The sequence below is a fragment of the Wolbachia endosymbiont of Drosophila willistoni genome (assembly GCF_040084705.1).
Taxonomy (GTDB): domain Bacteria; phylum Pseudomonadota; class Alphaproteobacteria; order Rickettsiales; family Anaplasmataceae; genus Wolbachia; species Wolbachia pipientis.
On the sequence record NZ_CP157591.1, the window covers coordinates 250,745 to 262,369 of the forward strand.

9 protein-coding genes and 1 tRNA gene are annotated in these 11,625 nt (G+C 35.3%); 4 read left to right on the plus strand and 6 right to left on the minus strand.

The genetic code is table 11. The annotated features are described in order from the left end of the window. The first annotated feature begins 116 nt into the window (after nt 1-116). Together murA and thyX are read left to right on the plus strand one after the other, a co-directional pair. Nucleotides 117-1,394, plus strand: a complete 1,278-nt coding sequence (gene murA, locus ABL518_RS01375; protein ID WP_006279833.1) for a UDP-N-acetylglucosamine 1-carboxyvinyltransferase — start codon at nt 117-119, stop codon at nt 1,392-1,394. Between the two features lie 9 nt (nt 1,395-1,403). Beyond that, nucleotides 1,404-2,258: an FAD-dependent thymidylate synthase gene (thyX, locus tag ABL518_RS01380; protein ID WP_010082033.1), complete on the plus strand. Its 855-nt coding sequence runs from the start codon at nt 1,404-1,406 to the stop codon at nt 2,256-2,258. A gap of 72 nt (nt 2,259-2,330) precedes the next feature. Here thyX and ABL518_RS01385 read toward each other — a convergent pair whose 3' ends face one another. After that, a complete protein-coding gene (locus ABL518_RS01385) occupies nt 2,331-4,115 on the minus strand; it encodes a hypothetical protein (protein WP_095742822.1) in 1,785 nt (594 codons plus the stop codon). A gap of 144 nt (nt 4,116-4,259) precedes the next feature. Here ABL518_RS01385 and priA point away from each other — a divergent pair, with 144 nt between their 5' ends. Then, complete coding sequence (priA, locus tag ABL518_RS01390; RefSeq protein WP_095742823.1) at nt 4,260-6,602, plus strand: primosomal protein N'; 2,343 nt, start codon at nt 4,260-4,262, stop codon at nt 6,600-6,602. An 18-nt stretch (nt 6,603-6,620) separates the two neighbouring features. On the opposite strand, the gene petA is transcribed toward priA, so the two are convergent. The 4 genes from petA to ABL518_RS01410 form a co-directional block, all read right to left on the minus strand. Continuing rightward, the gene (petA, locus tag ABL518_RS01395) at nt 6,621-7,220 is read right to left on the minus strand and encodes a ubiquinol-cytochrome c reductase iron-sulfur subunit (protein WP_010082040.1); all 600 of its coding nucleotides are present in this window, start codon (nt 7,218-7,220) and stop codon (nt 6,621-6,623) included. Between the two features lie 92 nt (nt 7,221-7,312). Next, on the minus strand, nt 7,313-10,015 hold the full coding sequence (gyrA, locus tag ABL518_RS01400; RefSeq protein WP_348994383.1) for a DNA topoisomerase (ATP-hydrolyzing) subunit A: 2,703 nt from the start codon (nt 10,013-10,015) through the stop codon (nt 7,313-7,315). 52 nt (nt 10,016-10,067) lie between these two features. Further along, nucleotides 10,068-10,140 (minus strand) — tRNA-Val (locus tag ABL518_RS01405). A 14-nt stretch (nt 10,141-10,154) separates the two neighbouring features. Continuing rightward, on the minus strand, nt 10,155-10,355 hold the full coding sequence (locus ABL518_RS01410) for a hypothetical protein (protein ID WP_152550490.1): 201 nt from the start codon (nt 10,353-10,355) through the stop codon (nt 10,155-10,157). Between the two features lie 61 nt (nt 10,356-10,416). On the opposite strand from ABL518_RS01410, the gene ABL518_RS01415 reads away from it, so the two are divergent. After that, entirely contained in the window at nt 10,417-10,641 is a 225-nt protein-coding gene (locus ABL518_RS01415) for a hypothetical protein (RefSeq protein ID WP_152550491.1), read from the plus strand. A gap of 4 nt (nt 10,642-10,645) precedes the next feature. Here the strand turns inward: ABL518_RS01415 and ABL518_RS01420 are convergent, their stop codons facing one another. Further along, nucleotides 10,646-11,521 carry a tetratricopeptide repeat protein gene (locus ABL518_RS01420; protein ID WP_010082043.1) on the minus strand — a complete coding sequence of 292 codons (876 nt, stop codon included), beginning with the start codon at nt 11,519-11,521 and terminating at the stop codon, nt 10,646-10,648. Nucleotides 11,522-11,625: the final 104 nt, after the last annotated feature.

Here is an 11,625-nt window from a genome sequence, read left to right on the forward strand (position 1 = left end):
GGTAGCATGACACTGGGATGATGAGGAAGAAAAAGCAAATTTTGCCTTTTACGGTCAATCTATTATACTTAGTAAGACTTCAATAAACTAATGAATTATACTTTATATCTAATTAAATGCACAAGATATTAATAAGAAATAACTACAAACCTTTGGTCGGAAAAATCAAGATTAATGGCTCAAAAAATGCTGTTTTACCAATAATGGCAGCAAGTCTATTAAGTAGCTCCCCGGTAATTTTGCATAATGTACCTGATTTAATTGATGTGCATCTAATGTCTAAGTTGCTTGAAAGTCTTGGAGCAGAAGTGAACTTTATGCACAATAAAAATTATAAAGCGAACCATACTTTGAAAATTGACTGCAGCAATATCAACAATCACGTGATGCCATATAAAACCGCAAGTAAGCTAAGAACTTCTTTTCTAATATTGGGTCCAATGCTTAGCAGATTTGGCAAAGCGAGAACAGCATTTCCTGGTGGATGCAACATTGGAAAGCGTCCCGTTGATATGCATATTAAAGCATTAGAAGAAATGGGAGCTAAAATTGAAATTGACGGCTATAATATAATTGCAACAGTGAAAGGAAAGCTACAAGGAAAAGAAATCACATTTGAGAAAATAAGTGTTGGCGCAACAGAAAATGTAATAATGGCAGCAACATTTGCAGAAGGAGTGACAACAATAAACAATGCTGCAACTGAGCCGGAAGTTCTTGATTTAATAGATTTTCTGAAGAAAATGGGTGCTGATATTGAAATTGATAATACAAAGGTCATAATAACAGGAGTTGAAGCACTAAATGGATGTGTTCATAAAATAATACCAGATCGCATAGAAGCAGGCACCTATGCACTAGCTGCTATAATAACCGGTGGTAAGTTGGAGTTGGAAGGAATAAATCTATCTGATATAAGGTGTATTACAAATGAGTTGGAGACTATAGGAGCTATGGTTGAACTGTATGATGGAGGCATTGTTATTTCCAGAAAAAATGGCTCTATTAAGTCTGCTAACGTTGCGACAGATCCATATCCCAATTTTCCCAGTGATATGCAACCACAACTGATGTCTGCAATGTGCATCGCTGATGGGATATCAGTAATTGAAGAGAACATTTTTGAAAACAGATTTACACATGCAGATGAATTGAGAAAGTTAGGTGCTAATATCAGCATCGAGAAAAGCAAAGCTACTATAAGTGGAATAAAAAGCTTATCTGGAGCTAATCTATATGCTACTGACTTAAGATCAACAGCAGCTTTGGTGCTTGCTTCTTTGGTAGCCGGTGGAGAAACTATAATAAACAATTCACATCATTTATGGAGAGGATATGAAGCAATGCATGAAAAACTCAATTCATGTGGAGCTGATATCTCCATTTCGTCTTGAGGATATTTTATGAATGAAGCAACCAAACGAACTATAGTAAAAGAAATAGATGCAATCTTATATGAAGAACATAAGGTATTAGACCATGGATTTATTCGAGTAGTGGATTATATGGGCTCTGATAGCGCTATAGTTCAAGCTGCTCGTGTTTCTTATGGCAAGGGAACAAAACAGATAAGTCAGGATGAAGCACTTATAAAGTATTTAATGAGACATCATCATACAACTCCATTTGAAATGTGTGAAATTAAGTTTCACGTGAAACTTCCAATTTTTGTTGCAAGGCAATGGATAAGGCATAGAACTGCAAATGTGAATGAATATTCAGCAAGGTATTCAATACTTGATAATGAATTTTATACACCTAAACCAGAACAAGTTGCAAAACAATCTGACAATAATAAACAAGGTAGCGGGGAAGCTTTTGATCCAGATACCTCAAAGGAAATAATAGATTCTCTAATAAATGACTCTAATTTAGTATATTCTCATTATGAAAAATTTATTGAGCAGGGGCTTGCAAGAGAAATTGCCAGAACTAACCTAATGCTTAATTACTACACGCAATTTTATTGGAAAATAGATCTGCATAATCTCCTTCATTTTTTGAAGCTTAGAGCTGATAAGCATGCCCAATATGAAATCAGAGTTTATGCAGAAGTTATGCTGGATATAATAAAAAAATGGGTTCCACTGGCCTACAATGCCTTTGTTGAATATTGCCTAGAATCAGCCTGTATTTCAAGAACTGGTCTAGAAATAATTCGCAAATTAATTAAAGGGGAAAACGTTACTAGAGAAGAAAGTAATATTGGTAAAAGAGAATGGGGCGAGCTGATGTCTATACTTGATAAACAATCTTAAAGATAAAGGCATACGTGTCAATCTCCTCTGTCAGTTAACTCTCGTTCACCAGATTGAATCTTGCTTTTTACATCACATTAACTCATCACTTTTATAGAACATCTCATTAAAATCATTTAGAGTTCCAAAATCCTGACCCTTGATAAACAGGTGATCATTAGCAACATGTGCTTCATCAAGAGTAAACAGCTCGTAATGATGATTGTGAGCGGGCCTAACAATTTCATTATATAAAACCATTACTTGTTCGTAGTTATATCCATCGCCAGCATGATATTTACCACGTACGGTATCATAAAAATTCTTTACATCATCATATGTCACTTGCAGCTCCACCTTATACTTTCCCACTTCAAGAGGACTTCCTGTCTTTATTTTTAAGGGATGTTGTGAATTTGCAACACTGTTAGAAGTTTCTGCTTCAATATCAGAATTTTTATCCATATTTTCTATCACACTTGCCATAACAGTTTCTTGTTCATCTTCTGTTGGTTTTGTTTGTTTTTCAGTCTTATTACTGCTACTGTCAGTTTCCACAGTTACTTTTTTTACTTCTATATCTTTTTGAGCTTTCTCATTACTTTGCTTGTGTATTTCATCTCCATGCAATTTTTCCTGCAGAGCTTTTTTCGTATCAGCATAATCATCACGATTGCTTTGCAAAGCTGGTTTATAACTGCTGCTATCATCCGCTTGCATTTGATCTATATAGTTAGATTCTTCTTCCTGTATAGTATTTTTTGCGTTATCCTCACCAACCGTTCCTTTCTCCCCAGACTTGGCTTCACTCTCTACCACAACTTCTTCGTCTACTTGCTCATCATCAATTGTAAATTCAGTACCTATCTGATTGCTATCTTCCTCCAATTCATTAGATAATTTTTCAGATAGCTGGTCACCACTCAAATATGGTTCCTTTGAATATTTAGCATAATTATGGGGATCGGTTCTGTTTTCTGAATAAAACCCACTTTCAAAGTCTGAGTAGGAGCTTTGATTGAGCACAAAAAATAAGTTTTCATAATTAACCAGCATATCACTATCAGGGCTAACAAAATTTAAATATTCATCGCCTTCCCATTCTGGGTGATGTCTATACTCTGCTATGTAGTATTTACTAGAGTCGAGAGGTATCTTGTCACCTTCTTCCCCATCAAGTTGTAAAACTACTGCTGAATGCCCATTACCTAAATCATTACCTTTTACCACTTTGAATATTTTAATCTCATCCTTTTCTACAAGTTCTTTTAACTCCTCGTTCTTTTCATTTAACTCTTCCTCCCTTTGTCTTTCTGCTTCTCTCTCTCTTGCCAATCTTTCTGCTTCTTCATCAGCTTTCTTCTGCAGTTGTGAGAATACATTTTGTAATATATCTTGTGTGGTTAAGCTATTTGTGTTGCTTAAAAAATTATCTAACACATTTGATGCAATTGGTGACAATTCACCGTGATCATCAAATACTTTTTCCTTTGCTTTATCATAGTGATTTGGGTTATAGATTGCATACAGAGGATAAAAACCATAATCTGCAATTGACTCTCCGTCAGGTGATAGTTCCATTGAGAATCCATAGTAATTAAGTGGAAGATTGGAGGTTAAATATTTACCGTTATCATCCCTAACGTGTAGCTCACTTCTACCATTGTGCTCACTATATTTGTTGTAGTAGATATAAAAATTCTCATGGTTAAGATTGAAGTGATCATCTAGATTATCGAATTGAATTGTACTGCCAAGCTTCTCGCGCAAAAGATTTTTGCTTTCATCTGTAAGCTTTATATGTGCAGAAAAGTAGTATCGATCTATAGGTTCGCCTTTTTCTATTTCAAAGTTCAAAGTAATCTTGTCGTTGACCATTGGTAGCCTCCACAAATTCTATAAATCATTTTATTTATCAATCATACGGTCTGTACTATGAAAAATGTGTTAAACGTTAAGATTTTCTCTGTACCGATTCATCTATATTACCAAGCTTAATAAAGTTACAAGCTCTTTAAAACAATGTTAAACTCAATCACTATGGCAAAAACAGTTGACGTATTACTACCACTTCCAATTGATCAGTTATTTTCATATGCAATTGAGGAAAATACTGAGATTTTACTTGGAGATTACGTAGTGGTGCCATTTGGCAAAAAACGCTTAATCGGAATAGTTTGGAAATACAGTGATAAAAGTAACCGAGAATTAAAATTTATTGAGCAAAAAATTGATTTACCAAATATTAGACCAAAATTGATCGCATTTGCAGAGTGGGTTGCGCAGTATAACTTAATACCTGTTGGTATGCTTGCCAAAGTGATAATGGGAGGAGTGTTAAAAGTAAATCACATAGATAAATTGGTTTGTGCTAAGCAGAAGCAGGAAATAAGTGAAATAAGTTGCCAATTAAGCCCTGAACAGCAGGTAGCTAGTGATAAAATAATCAGCAGTTTGAATGAGTATTCAGTGACTTTGCTTGATGGTGAGACAGGATCTGGAAAAACGGAAGTTTATCTCTCTGTGATTGCACAATTGATTAAGAATTACACTGCCGTTCCAGATGCTGCTCAGACTTTACCATCCCAGTGCCCAGAGACACAACTGTACGAACATTGTGATTTGGGTCTACCAAGAGGGTGTTATCCGAGTAGCCTGACACTGGGATCCAGTTTTTCATATAACCTCATTACAAATGTTTATTTTAACTTAAAACCAATACCTAATTTACAATCAAAATTCCTGGATTCCAGTGTCAAGCGCTGGAATGACACCTTTATACTCAAGGCAAAACCCACTGTAACATTTAGCATACCGTCTTTGCCACGTACTAGTATGACACCAGAATATGTTGAAATGACATCAGGAGAAGGTAATACACAAATTTTAATCCTCCTACCTGAAATTGTTTTAACTTCACAATTGGTAAATCGTGTTCGCGGTCAGATATCAAAAAACTTAGTTGAATGGCACTCAGGACTCACTCCAAAAACTCGCCGGAATAATTGGCTCAATATAGCAAGTGGAAATGCGCAGATAATTATTGGTGCACGATCAGCACTTTTTTTGCCTTATAAAAACCTAAAATTGATTATCGTTGATGAAGAGTACGACTCATCTTTTAAACAAGAACAGGGAATTATATATAATGCTCGAGATATGGCGATAATCTTAGCCAAATTTGAAAATATTCCGATTATTTTATCATCAGCTACTCCACTGCTTGAAACGATTCATCATGTTAAAAACGGGAATTACAATCATGTAAAGCTAACTAAACGATTTGGTGGTGCAGAATTGCCACTCATTAAAGTAGTAGATATGAGGAACAACAAGCAATGGATCTCCTCTGAGCTTTTTGAAAGCATCAAACAAACCATAGAGAAAAAACAGCAGGTTATGCTTTTTCTAAACCGCAGAGGGTATGCACAACTGGCAATTTGTAAAAAGTGTGGATATAAAATTTCCTGCTTAAATTGTGCTGTTTGGCTTACATATCACAAGAAAAAAAATGCTCTTTTGTGCCATCATTGCTCTTATCAATTAAAACTTCCAGAGAAATGCTCTAATTGCCAAAGTGAACAGCCATTGTCCCTCTACGGCATAGGAATTGAAAGGTTGCTTGAAGAAATGGTGAAATTAATACCAAACGCAAAAACTGCGATGATAAGCAGCGATCAGAAGTCGGTTAGTAACGTAATTGACTTGATATTGAAAGAAGAGGTGAACATTATAATCGGCACACAAATAATTGCTAAAGGGCACAATTTTCCCAAATTAACTTTGGTTGGAGTAATGAATGCAGATTTGAGTCTCGAAAATTCTGATTTGAGAGCAGCGGAAAAGACGTATCAATTATTGCACCAAGTTGCAGGCAGATCAGGAAGGTTTAATGAAAAAGGAATGGTAATAGTGCAAACCAATAATCCTGAAAGTTCAATAATAAAAGCATTGCTGCATCAAAAAAGAGACTCATTTTATGAAATCGAACTTAAGTCAAGACGCGAAGCCAAAATGCCACCATTTAGCAGATTAATAGCGCTTATAATCTGTGGTAAGAATCAGATTGCAACACAAAAAGCAGCGAATGAAATAGTAAAATCTCTTCTCTGTCATTCAAGTAGCTCAACTATTTGTATCCAGGAAAAAAATGTAGGTGTAGACAAAAAGGAATTTGAAATTCTTGGCCCATCACCAGCAGCGATAAATTTTTTAAATAATAAGTATCGGTATAGGGTATTATTAAAAATACACAATAAGCATAGTCTATCCATACAAAAAAAGCTGAAATATTGGATTAAAAATTGTAACTTGAATTCGAGTATTGCAGTGATAATAGATGTTGATCCTGTGAGTTTTTTTTAACGAGTTTATTTATATTCGTTAAGCCTTCTTGCCAATTACCACAACATTCTCACTGGGAAAAAAATAATCAGGTACAGCCATATTTTTCGGTGCAGGACCCCCAATTACTCGACCTGATGTATCATAATATGAACCGTGGCAAGGACAGAACCAACCATTACCATCTCTTGTAGCGTGGTCAACCGGTACACACCCAAGATGTGTACATATTCCAAGCATAATTAACCATTCGTCTTTTCCTTCGTATACTCTCTGCTCATCTAATTGAGGATCCCTCAAGCTCTTCACATTCACAGCTCTTGCAGCCTCAATTTCTTGCTTTGTGCGTCTACGAATGAATACTGGTTTACCTTGCCACTTTACTTTTACTCCGTGTCCTTCCTGAATTCCAGACAAATTCACCTCCACTGTGGAAGTTGCTAGAACTTCAGCAGAAGGATTCATAGATTTAACCAGTGGCCAAAGTCCGCTTGCAGCTCCTATACCTGCCATAGCGCATGTAGTTAATGTTATAAAATCTCTCCTACTCTTATTTTTAGTAAGATCTTTAACAGGAGGTGTTTTTTTATCCTCTTTGTCTGCCAGTGATTTTTTATTTTTAGTTAATTTTTTGTCCATTGATCTTTACTTAGCCATAAGTATATATTTTAATTTAAATACTGCGTATTAATCAACAAAAACTTGCGCTTTTTGTTTAACCTATACTACGGTTAAGAAGCGATAGAGTTTTCAACTTCAAAAATACTATCTTCAGTGGAATCAGGATCTTCAATTTTCGCTACTGACACCACTTTTTCTCTACTTTCTGTTTTAAACAGAGTGACTCCTTGAGTGCTGCGTCCTGCAATTCTAATCTCATTGACCGAAATGCGAATTAACTTTCCTTTATCTGTAATAAGCATTATATTATCACCCTGCTCAACTGGAAAACTAGCAACAACATTACCGTTTCTGCTAGTAGTAAGAATATTGGTGATACCAACACCACCCCTGTTAGTTACTCTATACTCATACGCAGAAGTTCTTTTACCAAAGCCATTTTCAGTAATAGTTAATATAAACTCCTCATTCACTGCAAGTTTTAAGAATAATTCGTTATCTATTCCTAAATCATTCAAAGTCTTTTCCAATTTAGAATCAATGGAGTTATTAATTGCAGTCCCCAGTCTTTTTGCAAGTGGAACTTTTAAGTAAAGTTCTTTTGTTTCTGTTGCTACACCTATCCCATTTAATATGGTCATGGATATCACGCTGTCATTCTTTACAAGTTTGATACCTCTTACGCCATCTGAATTGCGACTCTTAAATTGACGCACATCACTTACAACAAATCTGATACTTTTTCCAAGCGTTGTTGAAAGTAAAACATGGTCAATTTCATTACATACCTTAACCGATACTAATTTGTCTCCTTCATCGAGCTTTATTGCTATTTTTCCATTGCTTGGAATATAGTGAAAGTCCGCTAAGGAGTTACGCCTTATGTTTCCATAGGCAGTAGCAAAAACTATGTTTTGATTTTCGTCATTTTCACTTGGCAATGGCATGATATTAGTTATAGTTTCACCATCGCTAAGCGGAAATATGTTAACAAGTGCTCTTCCACGTGCGGTTGGCTCTGCAAGAGGTAACTTATAAACTTTTAATCTATAAACTCGACCAATGTTAGAAAAGAATAAAAAGCTAGTATGGGTATTTCCAACAAATAATTCTGTGATTACATCCTCTTCTTTTAATCCCTGTCCTAGCTTTCCTTTTCCACCACGACGCTGAGTTCTGTAGTGAGAAAGTTTTACACGCTTGATATAACCATTCATAGTTACGGTTATCACCATATCCTCTTGTGGAATTAGATCTTCAGCTTCAATGTCCGCGTCTGACTCTTCTATTGAAGTTTTTCGCGGCACAGCAAATCTGTTCTTTGTTTCTTGTAGATTGTTTTTTATTTCTTTCATCAACTTCTCTCCTGAGCCAAGAAAAGCGATATATTCTTTTATCAGGTTGATCATTGAACTTAGCTCAGCTTCTAATTTGTCTTTTTCAAGGCCTGTTAAACGCTGCAGTTTCATATCAAGGATAGCTTTAATTTGTAGTTCAGTTAATCTATACACTCCATCTTTCAAAAAGCTTGCGCTATCTGAAATCAACTCGATAATAGTATTGATTTCATTCGAAGTTTTCCATTCTTTATTTAAAAGTTCTCTACTTGCTTCCGCAGGATCTTTTGCACCGCGGATGATTTTTATCACTTCATCTATGCTGAGGACCGCAATGTAGAGCCCTATATATATATGAGCTTTTTCCCTCGTTTTTCTTAGACGAAATTCTGTTCTCCTGATTAATACTTCTTTTCTAAAATCAACAAAAGCAGTTATGATTTCTTTCAATGACATCAAAGCAGGCCTGTTGTTATTGAGCACTAAAGTGTTAACACTAAAACTACTTCTTAGTGGAGTTAGCCCCAATATTTGATTAAGTATAAAACTTGCTTCAGCATTTCTTTTGAGGTCAATTACTACTCTAATACCAGACTTATCGGACTCATCCCTAATTTCTGTTATACCATCAATTCTTTTTTCTTTTACAAGCTCACCTATCTTCTCAATTAATTTTACTTTATTTACCTGGTAAGGTATTTCATCAATCACTATTGCTTGCCTATCTTGTGGCAGATCTTCTATATGAGTCTTGCCTTGCACAACAATTGATCCACGACCAGTTGCAAATGCTGATCTTATTCCAGACCTTCCAAGAATTGTTCCCCCAGTTGGAAAATCCGGCCCTGGCATCACTTCAAGTAACTCATCCAAAGTAACTTCAGGATTATTTACATATAATATACAAGCATCTATTATTTCTCCAAGATTATGAGAAGGAATATTGGTTGCCATACCAACTGCAACACCACTTGCACCGTTTACCAATAGATTCGGAAACTCTGCAGGCAGCACAACTGGTTCTGTTTCATTTCCATCGTAGTTTGGCCTAAAATTAACTGTATTTTCATCAATATCATTCAGTAAAAAGTGCGACACTTTTTGAAGTCTTGCTTCTGTGTATCGCATTGAAGCTGGTGGATCTCCATCTATCGAACCAAAGTTACCTTGCCCATCAACAAGTGGTAAAAGAAGAGAGAAATCTTGGGCCATTCTAACCAAGGAATCGTAAATAGCTGCATCACCATGTGGGTGATATTTCCCCATTACATCCCCAACTATACGAGCTGCCTTTTTATATGGCTTACCGGCATCGAATCCAGCTCTTGACATTGCATATAATATGCGCCTGTGAACAGGTTTAAATCCATCCCGCACGTCAGGTATAGCCCGGCTTATGATAACGCTCATTGCGTAGGAAAGATAAGAATCTTCCAGCTCTTTTACTATTGAGATTGGTACTATATTATCCTGCATTTTCTATACTTTAATTGAAGTAATTAATAATACTAACATTCAGTTAAGCAAATGGGCAATGACAGACTTGAACTGCCGACCTCCTCGGTGTAAACGAGATGCTCTACCAGCTGAGCTAATTGCCCCTTTAGATCTAATTCTATAGCTCAATATTATTATTGTAAACAAAAATAGCAATAAATTGTATCCGTTCAGCAGAGTGGCAAAATAGGTAGACAAGGTGATCTAAAAAGATAATCATAGAGTAAATGTGAGGTAAGTCCTTACAATAAATGGTGTCATCCAAGTAGCCGACACTGGGATCCAGAAAAAAGAATGGTGTCATTCCAGTGCTTGACACTGGAATCCAGCTTTTTCATAATCATTAAAACGTTGTATTTTTACATAAAACAGCTATTTTTATGCTCGCCAACTTAATAAAATTCCTGGATCCCAGTGTCAAGCACTGGGATGACACCCTCCTGATGGGCCAAAATCACAATGTTCGTACAGTTATGCATTTGTTGTGTAAATTACCTTTGCAAACAAATGTTCGTACATCTGTGTTTCACACACTTTGCTTCAATATTTGCACATTAGCCACTCCCTTGAACAGATACGATAAATTAGATTTAGGTGAGCTATAAGCTTTTATGAAATCTTTGAGTGCGTGCTGTGAAGTTTTATAAATTTTAGTCTTGCTGTCACTTTGTATAAAGGTATTTTTTCACTCACATCTTTCGAAGTTGTAGCCATGTTCAACAATTTTAAGTAGAATATTGTAGCATTTTGAAAATCTGAAAGTTTATCTAGAATAACAGCTAAATTATAAGTATAAAAAATATTGTTTTCATCGAGGGAAATAGCAGTTATCATATACTCTTTACCTTTTACATAATCCTCCTTTTTCATGTAGATCATACCTAAATTTGCTAATAAAGGAGCATAATTTTTATGTATATCATACAATTTTAACATTTCACTCAACGCCAGATCAGGATTATATTGTGAGATTATCGTCAGAAAATTTTTTAATATGTAAGGGTTACTAGGGTGTTCTTTTAACAGTCTTGTGTAAATCTCTACAGCTTTTTTGTATTCTTTATTAGCGTAATAAATATTTCCCAATCCAATTAAAGCATTTTTATGATAAGGAAACTTTGCAATGATCTGATTAAGGAGAGAAATAGCTGTTTCATTATCTCCTGATTCAAAGGAATCTTTTGCTTTTTTTAAAGTAGAGTATATGTCAAAACTCTTGCCAGAATTCTGCGCAATTTTGATGTTAAATTTATCACTTTTTCTCTCAATAACATCAAGATCTTTATATTTTTTATCAGCTTTTATATGCTTGACAACACTATCAAAGGCCTTCTGTATCTCCAAATTTTCACTAGCATAGGTAACAGAAGACCTCCATAAAATCACAACGCAAATTAACATGCAGATAAACATAGGTCCTAGTGTTGTGGCATTGGCTGCAGCGTGTAACCAGTAAACCTTATTTCTTTGAGCTATATGCAACACATTACAAATTCATAAATGCTAAATTACCTATCTCATACAATAATAAAGATATTATTAATTAGCGGGACGAACATGCTGTGTAGCCTTTCAGAATGCATTTATCT

Excerpts from the sequence above, each read along its gene's own strand:
- murA (WP_006279833.1), top strand. The coding sequence starts at position 117 with ATGCACAAGATATTAATAAGAAATAACTACAAACCTTTGGTCGGAAAA.
- thyX (WP_010082033.1), top strand. The coding sequence starts at position 1,404 with ATGAATGAAGCAACCAAACGAACTATAGTAAAAGAAATAGATGCAATC.
- ABL518_RS01385 (WP_095742822.1), bottom strand. The coding sequence starts at position 4,115 with ATGGTCAACGACAAGATTACTTTGAACTTTGAAATAGAAAAAGGCGAA.
- priA (WP_095742823.1), top strand. The coding sequence starts at position 4,260 with ATGTTAAACTCAATCACTATGGCAAAAACAGTTGACGTATTACTACCA.
- petA (WP_010082040.1), bottom strand. The coding sequence starts at position 7,220 with ATGGACAAAAAATTAACTAAAAATAAAAAATCACTGGCAGACAAAGAG.
- gyrA (WP_348994383.1), bottom strand. The coding sequence starts at position 10,015 with ATGCAGGATAATATAGTACCAATCTCAATAGTAAAAGAGCTGGAAGAT.
- ABL518_RS01415 (WP_152550491.1), top strand. The coding sequence starts at position 10,417 with ATGCTCGCCAACTTAATAAAATTCCTGGATCCCAGTGTCAAGCACTGG.